The organism is Arthrobacter globiformis NBRC 12137, from assembly GCF_000238915.1.
Lineage (GTDB): Bacteria > Actinomycetota > Actinomycetes > Actinomycetales > Micrococcaceae > Arthrobacter > Arthrobacter globiformis.
Map to the genome: position 1 here is coordinate 1 of NZ_BAEG01000098.1, position 15,261 is coordinate 15,261.

A 15,261-nucleotide genomic window follows, 5' to 3' on the forward strand; every position below is an offset into this window, starting at 1 on the left:
GTCTGGCGGGCATATTAGAACTGCCTCATGCCTGTTGCGGACCTACCCGCCGACTGGGCTAGCTTCTAGCCAGCGCATGGCGTGGCGGACGGCAGCCCCGCCCGGGAGCCAGGCTCAGGCGAAGTTCTCCTGCCATACGTCGAAGGCGAGTTTGACGATCAGGGCGGAAACCACCACGAGGAACACCACACGCACGAACTTGCTCCCCTGCTTTACGGCGGTGCGCGCGCCGAGATAGCCCCCGGCCATGTTCGCGGCGCCCAGCAGCAGGCCGACTCCCCAGAGCAGGGACCCGTGCGGGAGGAAAAATATGAGTGCCCCGGCGTTCGTCGCCATGTTGACGATCTTCGCCTTGGCGCTGGCCTCCAGGAAGGCGTACCCCATCGCCGAAACCAGTGCGATGACCAGGAATGATCCGGTGCCGGGCCCGATCAGGCCGTCATAGAACCCGATCACGGCCCCGATGGCGCAGGCCACCACGTAGTGTGTTCGGCCGTCGTGCCTGAGCTCGGTGAGGTGTCCGGCGTCGGGCTTAAGGGCGGTGAACAGCGCGACGGCGACCAGCGCCACCACGATGATCGGCTTGAACACCTCTGCCGGCAGCCGGGTGGCCAGCAGCGCCCCGCCGAAGCTGCCCGCCAGCGCGATCGCGGCCATGGGTACGGCCGTCCCCAGATCTGGCCGGACACGGCCGTAGTAGGTCACGGCGCTGGTGGTGGTGCCGAAGATAGAGCCCATCTTGTTGGTGGCCAGTGCCTGCACCGGGGTGATCCCCGGCACGAGCAGCAGCGCCGGCAGCTGCAGCAGGCCGCCGCCGCCCACGACGGCGTCCACCCAGCCGGCGGAGAAGCCAGCCACCACTATCAGGACAATAGTGGCGAGCTGGATCGACTCGAACCCTGAAACCACTTAGTGGATCGGCGGTCAGTTGCTGCGGACGGCGTTGACCACGTAGTCAACTGCCTTGTCCACGGCCACGTTTTCAGCCTCGCCGCTGCGGCGGTCCTTGATTTCGACGACGCCGTCCGCCAGTCCGCGGCCGACGGCAAGGATGGTGGGTACGCCAACAAGCTCGGCGTCGCCGAACTTGACGCCGGGGGAAACCTTGGGCCGGTCATCGTAGATGACCTCCAGGCCCGCGTTTTCCAGCTCGAGGGCGAGCTGCTCCGCGGCAGCGAAGATCTCCTCGCCGCGGCCGACCGCCACCACATGCACATCAGCCGGAGCCACGGAGCGGGGCCAGACGAGGCCCTTGGCGTCGTGGTTGGATTCCGCCAGGGCGGCCACGGCACGGGTGACACCCACGCCGTAGGAACCCATGGTGACCACGACCTGCTTGCCGTTCTGGTCCAGGACCTTCAGTTCCAGCGCTTCGGCGTACTTGCGACCCAGCGCGAAGATGTGCCCCATCTCGATGCCGCGGGCCGTTTCGAGCGGTCCGGACCCGTCAGGGGCTTCATCGCCGGCGCGCACTTCGGTGCATTCAATGACGCCGTCCCACGTGAAGTCGCGTCCCGCGACGAGCCCGTAGACGTGCTTGCCGGCCATGTTGGCACCGGTGATCCATGCCGTGCCGCTGACGACGCGCGGATCCACCAGGTAGAGGAGCTTGGCCGCACCCTCCAGGCCAAGGAGGGGTGCGTCCAGCGACATGCCCGGGCCGAGGTAACCACGCACGATGAGCGGGTTGCGGGCCAGGTCCTCCTCGCCCGCGGCTTCCACGGCGATCTCGCCGGCCACCGGGAGGTAGGCACCGATGTTGGCCTCGACGCGCTTGAGGTCCACGCCCCGGTCTCCGGGGACGCCGAGGACCACGATCTGGCGTTCCCCGGTGGGCAGGGTGACGGCGAGGACAACGTTCTTGAGGGTGTCAGCGGCAGTCCAGGGGCCGCCGTCGGCCTCGCTGCGCGGCGCGAGATCGTTGGAGGCAGCCACGAGCGTGTCGATCGTGGGAGTGTTCGGGGTGTCCCGGATCTGCGCGGCCGGAGCGTTGGTGAAGTCGATCTCGGCGGGAACCACAGTGGTCACGGCTTCGACGTTGGCGGCGTAGCCGCCGGCCGAGCGCACAAAGGTGTCCTCGCCGACGTCGGTGGGGTGCAGGAATTCCTCGCTCCTGGAGCCGCCCATGGCGCCGGCCGTGGCCGTCACGGGAATGACTTCCAGGCCCAGCCGCTCGAAGATCTTCAGGTAAGCCGCCCGGTGGGCGGAGTAGCTGGCGTCCAACCCGGCGTCGTCGACGTCGAACGAGTAGGAGTCCTTCATGATGAATTCGCGGCCCCGGAGGAGTCCGGCGCGGGGACGCGCCTCGTCGCGGTACTTGTTCTGGATCTGGTAGATGCTCAGCGGCAGGTCCTTGTACGAGGAGTACAGGTCCTTCACCAGGAGGGTGAACATCTCCTCATGCGTGGGGGCCAGCAGGTAGTCGCCGCCCTTGCGGTCCTTCAGCCGGAACAGCCCTTCGCCATACTCGGTCCAGCGGTTGGTCGCCTCGTAGGGCTCCTTCGGGAGCAGCGCGGGGAAGTGAACTTCCTGGGCGCCGATGGCGGCCATCTCTTCCCGGATGATCTGTTCCACCTTGCGCAGGACGCTCAGTCCCAGCGGCAGCCAGGTGTAGATGCCCGGAGCCGCGCGGCGGATGTATCCCGCGCGCACGAGCAGGCGGTGGCTGGCCACCTCGGCGTCGGCGGGGTCTTCACGCAGTGTGCGCAGGAAAAGCTTGGAGAGTCGAAGAACCACGGGTAGGTGTCCGTTTCTGGGGGAAGTGCTGATTGTCTGGGTACTAATCTACCGGCTGGGCAGCAGTACAGGATTCCGGGTCCTGTGGTAGCCGAACAGGAAAGCCACGCCCCACAGGAGAAGCCCCTGGCCGTTTCCGGCTGGTCATCCCTGCGGTGGCGTGGCTTCGCGGCCGGTCATGCCGCTAATTCTCTGAGACCACCCGAGTCCGTAAACGCGGTTACAAAGAACCTATGTGATAGCCGTCACCGATTCCAAATCCGCTTTGGCGGGCCGAGGTTGGGCCGCAGGCTAGAAGAGAACTGTAGCGAAGGTCCCCACCTGGCGGAAGCCAACGCGTTCGTACGTTGCCCGCGCCCGGGAGTTGTAGTCATTGACGTAGAGGCTGGTGACGGGTGCCATCTTCTGGGCCAGCAGCACCACGGCCGCCATGTAGCCGGCGCTCAGCCCGAGCCCCCGGTGGGTGGGATTCATCCATACCCCCTGCACCTGGGTGACCTCGGCCGTGACAGCGCCGAGTTCAGCTTTGAACACGACTTCGCCGTCCTTCAGGTGGACAAGGGAGTGGCCCTGGCGGATGAGGCCTGCCACCCGGCGGCTGTAGAAGTCGCGGCCGCCGAGGTAGGGCGAGTAGCCAACCTCCTCCTCGAACATCGCCGCGCAGGCCGGGAGAATGGCGTCAAAGTCTGCGTACTGCCCAAATCCCAGCTGCCAGTTCGGCTCGACGGCGGGAGGCCCGGTGATGGTCATGAGCGGCTGGTCGGCCCGCACCTCGTGCGCCAGGTGGCCCAGCTCCTCCAGGTGGCGGTGGAGGGCAAGGACCGTGGCGGCCGGTCCGAAGATCGACGCGTACCGGCGCCCGGAGCGGTGGGCCGCAGCAGCAACCGGTCCGGCCAGCTCGGGGTCGAGCTGGACGGGGACCAGGTTGGCGCCCGCCCAGCAGGCGCCAACCAGCACGTCGTCGTCGAATACGCCCAGGACGTTGGCTCCGCCCGGGGTGGGCGCGGCGGAGTCCGTGGACTCCAGGTGCGCCAAAATGAACACGTTGGCTACGGGATCGTTCTCTGCCAGTTCGCGCAGTTGACGGGTGTCCGCAACACCAAGTACCCGGACGGTGGCACCGTCCGGCGCGGGGCCGTCCTTATGAGACGCTAACCACGGGGCTACCCTTGACAGCATCTTCGCCATCGGCCTCCCCCATCTCTTCCGCGATACGCATGGCCTCTTCGATCAGTGTCTCAACAATCTGGCTCTCGGGGACAGTCTTGATGACCTCGCCCTTCACAAATATCTGGCCCTTGCCGTTGCCTGAGGCGACGCCGAGGTCCGCTTCCCGTGCTTCGCCCGGACCGTTGACGACGCAGCCCATGACGGCGACGCGCAGCGGGATCTCCATTCCCTCGAGCCCGGCGGTGACCTGCTCGGCGAGGGTGTAGACGTCCACCTGGGCGCGCCCGCACGAGGGGCACGAGACGATTTCCAGCTTGCGGGGCCGCAGGTTCAGCGACTGCAGGATCTGGTTGCCCACCTTGATCTCCTCGACGGGAGGGGCGGAGAGGGACACGCGGATGGTGTCCCCGATGCCGCGCGAGAGGAGGGCGCCGAAGGCCGTGGCCGACTTGATGGTTCCCTGGAAGGCGGGACCGGCCTCGGTTACGCCGAGGTGCAAGGGCCAGTCGCCCTTCTCGGCGAGCATTTCGTAGGCAGCCACCATGACCACCGGGTCATTGTGCTTGACGGAGATCTTGAAGTCGTGGAAGCCGTGCTCCTCGAACAGCGAGGCTTCCCAGACTGCCGATTCGACCAGGGCCTCCGGGGTGGCCTTGCCGTACTTCTTCAGGATGCCCGGTTCCAGCGATCCGGCGTTCACGCCAATGCGGATGGACGTGCCGTGGTCCTTGGCCGCCTTGGCGATCTCCTTGACCTGGTCGTCGAACTTGCGGATGTTGCCCGGGTTGACGCGCACTGCCGCGCAGCCGGCCTCGATGGCCGCGAAGACGTATTTCGGCTGGAAGTGGATGTCAGCGATGACCGGGATCTGCGACTTCCGGGCGATGATCGGCAGCGCTTCAGCGTCATCGGCCGACGGGCACGCCACTCGGACGATGTCGCAGCCGGAGGCGGTCAGCTCGGCGATCTGCTGCAGTGTGGCGTTGATGTCCGTGGTGGGCGTGGTGGTCATCGACTGCACGCTGATGGGGAAATCGGAACCGACGCCGACAGAGCCCACTTTGATCTGGCGCGTCTTGCGGCGGGGGGCAAGGACGGGCGGCGGTGCGGATGGCATTCCCAGGCTGACCGAGGTCACGTGGACTCCTTGAATTCGAAAATCGGTGATGCGGGGCGGCTAGGCTGCGTGCTCAGCCAGGAGGCCGGTCACGGGTGCCCATTCGGTGGTTCGGGTGCCGGAAATGACGCCCGCAGCAGCGAAGGGATCCTGCCGCAGGACCTCGTTGAGTGCAGCTTCGTCGGCCGCCTTGAAAATGAGCAGGGCGCCCGCACCGTCGCCGTAGGGTCCGCTGGCAAGAAGCGTGCCGTCCTGCGCGAGTCCTGCAGTCCATTCACGGTGGGCGGGGCGGGTGGCCGCGCGCGTTTCGGAGGACTCGGCGTCGTATACGTACTCAACAGCAAAAACAGTCATAGAGATACCCTATCCCGCGGCCGGGCTAGCCGAGGAGCACGACCTTCGTGAAGGCTGCGACTCCCGCTGCCCACAGCATGGAGGCCAGGGTGCCGATGATGAACCGCTCCGCCGCCACGGGCGTTTCCTTGAGTTCCGCAAACCGGCCCAGGCCCTTGATGGCCACCACGTAGGCGATGGCCACGGGCTGCCCGGCCAGGATGGCAAGGCAGACGGCCAGCCGCTCGAGCACGCCGATGATGGCCCCGCCCCGGAGAATCCGTGTGGCCGGGGCGTCGCCGCCAGATGCCGGCGCGGCAGCCGTGCCGGCGCCCACCGTAATGTCGCCGTTGACTGTATTGGCTCCGTCCCCTGCGGCCCGGTCCCCCGGGGCCGGGCTGTCCGCCGTTGCAGGGTTGTCCACCGTCACATCCGCCGAAGGATCGTCGGCGCTGTCCCGGCCGGCGCCAGCGGCGGCGGCATCGGCTTTGTCGTCGATGGTACGGGCCAGCCGGAAAACCAGGGCCGTGACAGGCCAGCCCACGAATCCGGCCGCCAGCAGGGCGGCTGCGATCCAGACAGCGTTCACGGTTCTCCTCGGTTGTTGTCGCCGCCGCCCTGGGCCCCGGGGGCGAGGTTCTTCAGGACGAGGCGGTGGGCGGTCGCCAGCAGCATTTCCACTGCCGGCCTTGCGGCCCATTCTTCCTGCCAGCCCGACCGGAGGACGGTCCGGCTCACCGACTGTTCGCTGATTCCCAAGTCACGGGCAACCTGTTTCTGGAGCCCGTGGCGTCCGGGGCCCTGCTCCCGCGTGGCTCCGCTTTTCGCGCGGAGGGCATCCACCACGCGCCACTGGGCCTCGGTCCGGTCCTGCACCAGCCTTCCGACCAGGCGCAGCACCGCTTCCGCGTTGGCGCACGCCACGACGGCCTCGTGCTCGCGTGTCCCCGCCACCACGGCCGCGGGGACATGGCTCGCCGCTGACTTGGCCCGCTCCACCGCCCGGCGCGCGGCAACAAAGGCAGGCCCGGACCCTTCGCGGGGGCTGGCGTCCGGCGCCAACTCCCCCGGGCCGATGCCTATTCCCACGTACCAGTGCCCGCTTCGCAGCGCATGCAGCGCCACTTCGACCACGAGGTCAGGGTCCTGCAGAACCCCCTGCACTTCGTCGCCGACGGAGCGTTCAAAGCGGACACCAGAATGGCCGCCGAGTGCTCCAAGGAGCTCGGGCACGCGGTCCGCGTCATTGGTGCTGCCGCGCTGGTCGATGGTCAGAACGTACATGGCTAAACCGTATCCGGCTTATATCTCCGAATCAATCATTTAGGGCTGATTTCTCGGAATCAGCCGATCGGGGGTGAGATTCAAAGATCAGCCGAAGAGATTCACCGGCTTCACGATGTCGGCATAGATCAGCAGCGCGCCCATTCCCATGAGCAGCGCGGCCACAACGTAAGTCACAGGCAGCAGCTTCGCGATGTCGAAGGCGCCCGGGTCAGGTTTGCCGAGCAGCTTAGCCACCCGCCGCCGCACCGCCTCGTAGAGTGCACCGGCGACGTGGCCGCCGTCGAGCGGGAGCAGCGGGATCAGGTTGAAAACGGCCAGGGCAAAGTTCAGTCCGGCGAGGAGTCCCACCAAGGCGGCAAGCCGGGCCTGGACAGGCACTTCCTCCATGGCGGCCACCTCGCCGGCCACGCGGCCAACGCCCACCACACTGATGGGGCCGTTGGGGTCGCGGGGTTCTTCGCTGAACGCCGCCTTGGCGACGCCGGCAACCCTGGCCGGCAGATTAAGCACCACTCCGGCCACCTGCTTGATGTTCTCCCCTGCCATGGGCAGGACGGACGACGCCGGCTGGGGAACCAGGGCGGTCTGCGCACCGATGCCCAGGAAGCCGACGTCCTGGTACAGGAGCTTTCCGGCGTCGTCCTTTGCCTGGCGTCCGTCGGCTCCGACCACAGGGCGTGCGGACAGGACGGGGGTGACGGTGCTGGTCACCGGTGAGCCGTTGCGCTCCACGGTGATGGACACTTCCTTGCCGGCGGAAGCGCGGATCCAGCCCGTGAGCTGGTCCCAGCTGGTGACGGGCTTTCCGTCGAAGGAGGTGATGACGTCGTTGGGCTTGAGTTGGGCTGCAGCTGCCGGTGTCGGCTTGCAGTCGGCGGAGTCCGGGTCGACGGTCTCCCCCGCCTTCACCTGGCACTTGGAGACGTCGGCGATGGTGGTGGTGGGCTCGGAGATGCCGAAGCCCATGAGCAGCACCGCTGTGAGGACGAGGCCGATCAGCAGGTTCATTGCCGGCCCGCCGAGCATGACGATGATCTTCTTCCAGACCGGGAGCCGGTAGAACACGCGGTTCTCGTCGCCGGGACCCACATCTTCGTGGGCCATGGAGCGGGCCTCGCTGGCCAGCGTCTGGAACATGCCGGTACTGGACGGGCGCACCGAGCCGTCGTCCTTGTTGGGCGGGTACATGCCGATCATCGACACATAGCCGCCAAGGGGCAACGCCTTGAAGCCGTACTCGGTCTCACCCTTTTTGGTCGACCAGAGGGTGGGGCCGAAGCCGATCATGTACTTGGTGACGCGCACCTTGAACAGCTTGGCGGGCACCAGGTGGCCCACCTCATGCAGCGCAATCGATACCGCGATGCCGACCGCCACAAAGACGACACCAAGAATAAAAAGGATGACGGGACTCATGCTTCAGATCTGCTGCTTCCTAGAGACTGCTCACTGCTAAACGTTCGTGGGTGCGCGCACGTGCCCATTTCTCAGCATCGAGTACGGATCCGACCGTTAGCCCGGAGGAACCCGAGTGTTCGCTGAGGACGGCTTCGATGGTGTCCACGATGCTCGTGAACCGGATATGTCCGGCGTGGAAAGCCATCACGGCTTCTTCATTGGCGGCGTTAAACACCGCGGGGTAGGTGCTTCCCTGCCTCGCCGCGTCCTTGGCCAGCCGGACGGCGGGGAACGCGGCGGAGTCCAGCGGCTCGAACGTCCAGCTGGCGGCGCGGGTCCAGTCGCAGGGGGTTGCGGCGCCGGGCACCCGGTCCGGCCAGCCAAGTCCAAGCGCAATCGGCAGGCGCATGTCCGGCGGCGACGCCTGGGCGATGGTGGAACCGTCCACGAACTGCACCATCGAGTGGATCACGGACTGCGGGTGGACCACCACGTCGATCCGGTCCAGCGGGATGTCGAACAGCAGGTGCGCCTCAATGACTTCAAGGCCCTTGTTCACGAGGCTGGCTGAGTTGGTGGTGACCATCAGGCCCATGTCCCAGGTGGGGTGGGCCAGCGCCTCCTCCGGCGTCACGGCGAAGAGCTCTTCCCGGGTACGGCCGCGGAAGGGCCCTCCCGAGGCCGTCAGAATGAGCTTGTCCACCTCCGCTGCGGTACCCGAGCGCAGGCACTGGGCGATGGCGGAGTGCTCGGAGTCAACCGGCACGATCTGTCCGTCCGCGGCGGCGGATTTGACCAGCGAACCGCCAACGATCAGGGATTCCTTGTTGGCGAGCGCCAGGGTGGCGCCGGATTCCAGCGCGGCGAGCGTAGGCGCCAGCCCGATCGAGCCCGTGATGCCGTTGAGCACCACGTCCGCCTTCACGGCGGCGATCGTGGTTGAGGCGTCGGGGCCGGCGATGATCTCGGGTCGGTACTGCCCGAGCCCTGCCTCGCGGGCGGCGTCGTTGATCAGGTCCCGGAGTCGCCCGGGATCGCCTTCGGCGATGCCGACGGCCGCGGCCCGGGTGTGCACGGCCTGCCGGGCGAGGAGTTCGAGGTTGCCGCCGCCGGCGCTCAGCGCCACAACCTCAAAAAGATGGGGGGCGCCGTCGACGACGTCAATCGCCTGGGTGCCGATGGAACCGGTGGATCCGAGGATGACGATGGTGCGCGGCTGGCTGGCTGGACGGCTGGAGCCGGAAGTCTGCATGGCTTAAGTATCCCGCACCGCCGGTGGCCGACGGACTTGCGGGGATCGGCGCGGGCGGGCTGCCGCGGCCCGCTGAGCTGGGGTGTTCATCCTGTTGCCACAAACGGCCGCTTGAGGGATTCGTTGAGCGGCCACTTTTGGCAATTGGATGAACGGCGTCCGGGCGCACACCACCCGCGGCGGGAGCATGAGAATACCGTCTAAGGGCGCTTTTGCGCGCACCTTGACGCGCTTCCGCGCCGGGGTAACGTGGTGCCCGTGGACTGGGCCGCATGGTTCGATGCGCCGGACTATGAATTCGCCCGGCAGGTGCTGCAGCGCGGTGTTGCCGCACTCTACCTGGTTGCGTTCCTCTCCTCCCTCAACCAGTTCCCCGCCCTTCTCGGCGAGCGCGGACTCCTGCCGGTTCCGGATTACCTGAAGTCCTTCAGCCGGATGCGCCGTCCCACGCTGTTCCGCTGGCGCTATTCGGACCGGCTGTTCCGGGCTGTCTGCGCTGCGGGTCTGGTCATCTCCGGAGTCCTGGTCCTCGGCCTTCCCCAACTGGGTCCGCCCTGGCTGCCGCTGGTCGCGTTCCTGGCGCTGTGGCTGCTGTACATGTCGGTGGTCAATGTTGGGCAGACGTTCTACGGGTTCGGCTGGGAAATGCTGCTCCTGGAGGCGGGCTTCACCGTGGCCTTCCTGGGATCCGACCAGACCGATCCGCCCCGGACCGTCCTGATCCTCGTGGCCTGGCTGGTGTTCCGGCTGGAATTCGGGGCCGGCATGATCAAGATCCGCGGCGGCCGGGAGTGGCGCGACCTGACCGCCCTGTACTACCACCACGAGACCCAGCCCATGCCGGGCCCCCTAAGCCGGCAGGCGCATCTGTTGCCGAAGCCCTTCCACCGGCTGGAGGTGGTGGGCAACCACTTCGCCCAGCTGGTGGTGCCGTTCTTCCTTTTCGCACCCCAGCCGCTGGGCAGCATCGCGGCGGGCATCATCATCTTTACCCAGCTGTGGCTGGTCGCCAGCGGCAACTTTGCGTGGCTGAACTGGATAGCGATCGTGCTGGCCTTCGCCGGCGTCAGCGATCCCGTGGCGCACGCGGTGCTGCCGGTCATTCCGTTGGACTGGCACACCACCGGGCAGACGCCGCTGTGGTGGCTCATCATCACGCTGGCCGCATCCCTGCTCCTGGTGGTCCTTAGCTACTGGCCCATCCTCAACCTGTTCTCCCAGTACCAGCTGATGAACGCCAGCTTCAACCGCTGGCAGCTGGTGAACACCTACGGCGCGTTCGGCACCGTAACGAAGCAGCGCATCGAGGTGGCGGTGGAGGGCACCCTGGACGAGGAGCCGGACGAGGCGGCCGACTGGCGCGAGTACGGATTCAAGGGAAAACCCGGCGAGGTGCACCGGCTCCCCCGCCAGTGGGCTCCCTATCACCTGCGGCTGGACTGGCTCATGTGGTTCCTGCCCCTGCGCACGGTCCACGAGGAATGGTTCTACGCCTTCCTCGGTAAGCTGCTCGAGGCGGACTCAGCCATGCTGCGGCTGCTGCGCCATGACCCGTTCGACGGCGAACGCCCCCGTTGGGTGCGCGCCCGCACCTATCTGTACCGTTTCGCCACCCGGGCGGAGTTCCGGGAGACCGGCCAGCGCTGGATCCGGACGCCTCTCTACGAGGCGATCCCGCCCATTTCCCTGCGGGCAGGGAAATGATGGCGTCCGGAATTTAGCGGGGCCGACGGCGGGCTGCCGGGCTCTGCGGAACCTACCGGGCCCTGCGGAGCACCGACTCTGCGTGCCGAAGGATGGGACCGTCGATCATCCGGCCCTGGTATTGGAACACGCCGGTTCCGGCTTCCTTGGCTGCCTCCAGCAGCTGCGTGGCAGCGGCCACGTCCGCGTTGGACGGCGCGTAGGCGGCCCGGACGGCGGCCACCTGGCTGGGGTGGATGCAGGCCTTGGAGCCGAACCCGGACGCGGCGGCGTCCCGCGCCTCGACTGCGAGCCCGTCAAGGTCGGGGATGTTCACGTAGACGGCGTCGATGGCCTGCTTGCCGGCCGCACCCGCTGCCAGGAGCACGGAGGAGCGGGCATGCAGGGCAACAGCGCGGTAGCCGCCGTCGTCGTTCCTGCTGGAGGTGCCGCCGAGGGAGGCAAGCAGGTCCTCCGCCCCCCACATCATGGCCACCACGTTGGGTTCGGCGGCGATGGCGGGCGCGTGGACCACGCCCGCGGCCGTTTCGCACAGGGCAACCACGTGGAAGTCCGGCAGGGCCCGGAGCTGGTTCGCACTCTCCGCCTTGGCGAGCATGACGGTGCGGTAGGGCGTATGGGCCAGGCAGTGCAGGTCCTTCTCGAAGTCCTCGGTGCCGGCCGGGTTGATTCTGATGATGGTCCGGCTGGGGTCTAGCTCCGGCCCCTCGCCGGAGCTGCCGAGCTGGGCCAGGATGGCGCCCCGTGCCCGCTGTTTGTCCGGTGCCGCCACGGCATCCTCAAGGTCAAGGATGACGGCGTCGGCACGCTCGGCGGCCTTTTGGAAGCGTTCGGGGCGGTCGGCAGGGCAGAACAGCAGGGCGGGGCCCATCACAAAAGTCATACAGCCATTGTCCGATTATTTGCCCCGCTGCGCCTCTATATGCGCCTCGCGCGTCCACATCAGGCAGCTGCGCGTGGCCAGTGCCACCACGGTTCCGTCCTGGTTGCGGCCGGTGTGCTGCATGGTGACGACGCCCTGCCCCGGCCGTGACCCGGACAGCCGTTTGCCGGTGATAACGGTCTCCGTATAGAGCGTGTCACCGTGATAGAGCGGGTGAGGGAAAAAGACGTCGGTCAGCCCCAGCTGCGCGACGATGGTGCCTTGGGTCAGCTGGCCGACGGACTGACCCACCACCGTCGCCAGCGTGAACATGGAGTTGACCAGCCGCTGGCCAAAGGGCTGGCCGGCGCTCCATGCCGCGTCCAGGTGCAGCCCCTGCGTGTTCATGGTCATGGTGGTGAACAGGACATTGTCCGTTTCCGTGACGGTCCGGCCTGGACGGTGGGCGTAAACGACGCCTTCCTCGAGTTCCTCAAAGTAGAGTCCCCGCTGCTCGACGACGCGGGCGCCACCGGTGGCTGAGCCTCTCGAAACCCCGGTTGCACTCTGCTCAGGGTTCTGCGTCATACGGTGAGTTCCTGGTCTTCCTCGTACAGTTCCGCGCCGGTGGCCGCGGCAACATCCTCCGCCGAGACATTGGGGGCGAGTTCGCGCAGGACCAGGCCGTCAGGGGTCACGTCGAGGACGGCGAGGTCGGTGATGATCCGGTCCACACAGGCCTTGCCCGTCAGCGGCAGCGAGCAGCGGTCCACGATCTTCGGTTTCCCGCTGCGGTCCACGTGCTCCATCATGACAATTACTTTTTTGGCGCCGAACACCAGGTCCATGGCGCCGCCCATCCCCTTGACCATCTTTCCGGGGATCATCCAGTTGGCGAGGTCGCCGTTGGCGGCCACCTCCATGGCGCCGAGCACGGCCACGTCCACATGGCCGCCGCGGATCATGCCGAAAGACTGCGCGGAGTCGAAGAACGCCGCGCCCTTGTTGACGGTGACGGTCTCCTTGCCGGCGTTGATCAGGTCCGGATCCACCTCGTCCTCGCCTGGGTAGGGCCCGACGCCGAGGATGCCGTTCTCGGAGTGCAGGACCACCTCGACGCCGGCCGGGATGTAGTTGGGGATCAGGGTGGGCATGCCGATGCCGAGGTTGACGTACTGGCCGTTGCTGAGCTCCTGGGCCACCCGGGCGGCGAGCTCATTGCGGGTCCAGCCCTTCCCCTCGGGGTGGGAGGATGCGGCCCGGCGGTACTCGTGACGGACGGCCTCGGGGCGGGGCGGCTCCCCCTGTGCGCTGTTGAGATCCATGGCTACGCTCCTGCCTGTTCGGTGGTGCCGGTGGTTCCCGCCGCGGCTGTGGTTCCTGCGGTGCCGGCAGTGCCCGGCTGGCCCGCCGACGCGGCTGACAGTGCGACGGTCCGCTTCTCGATCCGTTTCTCGGACTCGGGCACCACGACCACCCGCTGCACGAAGATACCGGGCAGGTGGACGTGTTCGGGATCCAGCTCGCCCGGCTCCACGAGTTCTTCCACCTCCGCGATGGTGATCCGCCCCGCCATGGCGCAAAGGGGGTTGAAGTTCATGGCGGTGGCGTGGAAGACAAGGTTCCCGTGGCGGTCGCCCTTCCAGGCATGGACCAGGCCGTAGTCGGGGGTCAGCGACTCCTCCAGCACGTAGTCGACGCCGTCGAAGCTCCGCACCTCCTTGGGCGGTGACGCGATGGCGATGCCTCCGTTGGCGTCGTATTTCTGGGGCAGGCCGCCGTCGGACACCTGGGTCCCCACCCCCGCCTTGGTGTAGAAGGCGGGTATGCCGGCGCCGCCGGCGCGCAGCTTCTCGGCCAGGGTGCCCTGCGGGGTCAGGACCACCTCCAGTTCGCCGGCGAGGTACTGCCGGGCGAATTCCTTGTTCTCCCCCACGTAAGAGCTGACAGTCCGGCGGATCCTGCCGTCCCTGAGGAGGATTCCCAGGCCCCAGTCGTCCACGCCGCAGTTGTTGCTGACGGTCTCCAGGTCCTTGGTGCCATGGCGGTGAAGGGCATCGATGAGCGCCACCGGGATCCCGCACAGTCCAAAACCCCCGACGGCGAGCGACGCGCCGTCGGGAATGTCGGCGACCGCTTCGTCAGCGCTGGCAACAACCTTGTCAATCATCGTTGATCCTTTCGGCGTCTCCACAGACTTCGACAGACACGGCCACCGGGCCTGCTACAGCCCGAGTTCCCGGGCGATCAGCATCAGCTGGACCTCCGTGGTGCCCTCGCCGACCTCCAGAATCTTGGAGTCCCGGTAGTGCCGCGCCACGGTGAACTCGTTGATGAAGCCATAGCCGCCGAATACCTGGGTGGCATCCCGCGCATTGTCCATGGCCGCCTCGCCTGCGACCATCTTAGCTATGGCCGCCTGGGTCTTGAACGGCTTGCCGGCGAGCATCCGGGCGGCCGCATCGTAGTACGCAAGACGGGCCGTGTGGGCGCGTGCCTGCATGCGGGCGATCTTGAAGGAGATCGCCTGGTGCTTGCCGATGTTGGTCCCGAAGGCCCTGCGGTCCTTGGCGTATTTCACGGACAGGTCCACGCAGCCCTGCGCCGCGCCGGTGGCCAGGGCGGCGATGGCGATCCTGCCCTCGTCCAGGATGGACAGGAAGTTGGCGTAGCCGCGGCCGCGCTCCCCCAGCAGGTTCGCCTCGGGGACCTTGACGTCACGCAGCGTCAGGGGGTGCGTGTCCGAGGCGTTCCAGCCCACCTTGTTGTAGGCCTTTTCCGCTTTGAAGCCGGGCGTGTCGGTGGGCACCAGGATGGTGGAGATTTCTTTCTTGATGCTGCCGTCCTTGCGCTCATGCTGGCCTGTGACGGCGGTGACGGTCACCAGTTTGCTGATGTCGGTTCCCGAGTTGGTGATGAACTCCTTGTTGCCGTTGATGACCCAGTGTTTTGCGTCTTCGCCGCCTTCGAGCCGGGCCGTGGTCTTCGTGCCACCTGCGTCCGAGCCGGCCTCCGGCTCGGTCAGACCGAAGCCGGCGAGCGCCTTTCCGGAGGCGAGCAGCGGAAGCCATTCCTGTTTCTGGGCCTCGGTGCCGAAACGGTATACGGGCATGGCGCCAAGGGACACCCCTGCCTCCAGCGTGATGGCGACGGACTGATCCACCCGCCCCAGCTGTTCCAGTGCGAGGGCCAGCGCGAAGTAGTCGCCGCCCATGCCGCCGTACTCCTCCGGGAACGGCAGGCCGAACAGCCCCATATCCGCCATTTGCGACACCACTTCGTAGGGGAAGCTGTGTTCCTCGTCGTGCTTGGTGGAGACGGGGGCCACCACCTCGTCGGCGAATTCGCGGACAGTCTTGCTGAGGTCCTGGTATTCCTCGCTGAGGTCAAAATCGGCCATGG

At 67.0% G+C, this 15,261-nt stretch carries 15 protein-coding genes; 1 reads left to right on the plus strand and 14 read right to left on the minus strand.

Annotation, left to right across the window (positions count from 1 at the left end; translation table 11 throughout):
- Window positions 1-114: 114 nt before the first annotated feature.
- The 9 genes from ARGLB_RS19960 to dxr form a co-directional block, all read right to left on the minus strand.
- Window positions 115-909, minus strand: a complete 795-nt coding sequence (locus ARGLB_RS19960; RefSeq protein WP_003805889.1) for a sulfite exporter TauE/SafE family protein — start codon at window positions 907-909, stop codon at window positions 115-117.
- 15 nt (window positions 910-924) lie between these two features.
- Window positions 925-2,736 (minus strand): proline--tRNA ligase, encoded by a 1,812-nt coding sequence (locus ARGLB_RS19965; protein ID WP_003805890.1) that lies wholly within the window; start codon window positions 2,734-2,736, stop codon window positions 925-927.
- A gap of 291 nt (window positions 2,737-3,027) precedes the next feature.
- Window positions 3,028-3,915, minus strand: coding sequence for a GNAT family N-acetyltransferase (locus ARGLB_RS19970; RefSeq protein ID WP_083839712.1), 888 nt, complete (start codon window positions 3,913-3,915; stop codon window positions 3,028-3,030).
- Window positions 3,878-5,044: a flavodoxin-dependent (E)-4-hydroxy-3-methylbut-2-enyl-diphosphate synthase gene (gene ispG, locus ARGLB_RS19975; RefSeq protein WP_003805892.1), complete on the minus strand. Its 1,167-nt coding sequence runs from the start codon at window positions 5,042-5,044 to the stop codon at window positions 3,878-3,880. Before ispG ends, ARGLB_RS19970 begins: the two co-directional genes overlap by 38 nt.
- 39 nt (window positions 5,045-5,083) lie before the next feature.
- The gene (locus ARGLB_RS19980) at window positions 5,084-5,377 is read right to left on the minus strand and encodes a YciI family protein (RefSeq protein WP_003805893.1); all 294 of its coding nucleotides are present in this window, start codon (window positions 5,375-5,377) and stop codon (window positions 5,084-5,086) included.
- 25 nt (window positions 5,378-5,402) lie between these two features.
- Window positions 5,403-5,945, minus strand: a complete 543-nt coding sequence (locus tag ARGLB_RS19985) for a hypothetical protein (RefSeq protein WP_003805894.1) — start codon at window positions 5,943-5,945, stop codon at window positions 5,403-5,405.
- A complete protein-coding gene (locus tag ARGLB_RS19990) occupies window positions 5,942-6,640 on the minus strand; it encodes a hypothetical protein (RefSeq protein ID WP_003805897.1) in 699 nt (232 codons plus the stop codon). Before ARGLB_RS19990 ends, ARGLB_RS19985 begins: the two co-directional genes overlap by 4 nt.
- Before the next feature lie 87 nt (window positions 6,641-6,727).
- A complete protein-coding gene (locus ARGLB_RS19995; RefSeq protein ID WP_003805898.1) occupies window positions 6,728-8,059 on the minus strand; it encodes a M50 family metallopeptidase in 1,332 nt (443 codons plus the stop codon).
- Between the two features lie 19 nt (window positions 8,060-8,078).
- Window positions 8,079-9,293: a 1-deoxy-D-xylulose-5-phosphate reductoisomerase gene (gene dxr / locus ARGLB_RS20000; protein WP_003805899.1), complete on the minus strand. Its 1,215-nt coding sequence runs from the start codon at window positions 9,291-9,293 to the stop codon at window positions 8,079-8,081.
- Between the two features lie 258 nt (window positions 9,294-9,551).
- On the opposite strand from dxr, the gene ARGLB_RS20005 reads away from it, so the two are divergent.
- Window positions 9,552-10,997 (plus strand): lipase maturation factor family protein, encoded by a 1,446-nt coding sequence (locus ARGLB_RS20005; RefSeq protein ID WP_043419985.1) that lies wholly within the window; start codon window positions 9,552-9,554, stop codon window positions 10,995-10,997.
- A 52-nt stretch (window positions 10,998-11,049) separates the two neighbouring features.
- Here the strand turns inward: ARGLB_RS20005 and ARGLB_RS20010 are convergent, their stop codons facing one another.
- The 5 genes from ARGLB_RS20010 to ARGLB_RS20030 are packed head-to-tail and all read right to left on the minus strand — an operon-like array spanning window position 11,050 to window position 15,259.
- Window positions 11,050-11,880: an HpcH/HpaI aldolase/citrate lyase family protein gene (locus tag ARGLB_RS20010; RefSeq protein ID WP_003805901.1), complete on the minus strand. Its 831-nt coding sequence runs from the start codon at window positions 11,878-11,880 to the stop codon at window positions 11,050-11,052.
- Between the two features lie 15 nt (window positions 11,881-11,895).
- The gene (locus tag ARGLB_RS20015) at window positions 11,896-12,447 is read right to left on the minus strand and encodes a MaoC family dehydratase (RefSeq protein WP_003805902.1); all 552 of its coding nucleotides are present in this window, start codon (window positions 12,445-12,447) and stop codon (window positions 11,896-11,898) included.
- On the minus strand, window positions 12,444-13,184 hold the full coding sequence (locus tag ARGLB_RS20020; protein ID WP_003805903.1) for a CoA transferase subunit B: 741 nt from the start codon (window positions 13,182-13,184) through the stop codon (window positions 12,444-12,446). The genes ARGLB_RS20015 and ARGLB_RS20020 overlap by 4 nt, the downstream gene beginning before the upstream one ends.
- A gap of 2 nt (window positions 13,185-13,186) precedes the next feature.
- A complete protein-coding gene (locus ARGLB_RS20025; RefSeq protein WP_003805904.1) occupies window positions 13,187-14,029 on the minus strand; it encodes a CoA transferase subunit A in 843 nt (280 codons plus the stop codon).
- A 54-nt stretch (window positions 14,030-14,083) separates the two neighbouring features.
- Complete coding sequence (locus tag ARGLB_RS20030) at window positions 14,084-15,259, minus strand: acyl-CoA dehydrogenase family protein (RefSeq protein WP_003805905.1); 1,176 nt, start codon at window positions 15,257-15,259, stop codon at window positions 14,084-14,086.
- Window positions 15,260-15,261: the final 2 nt, after the last annotated feature.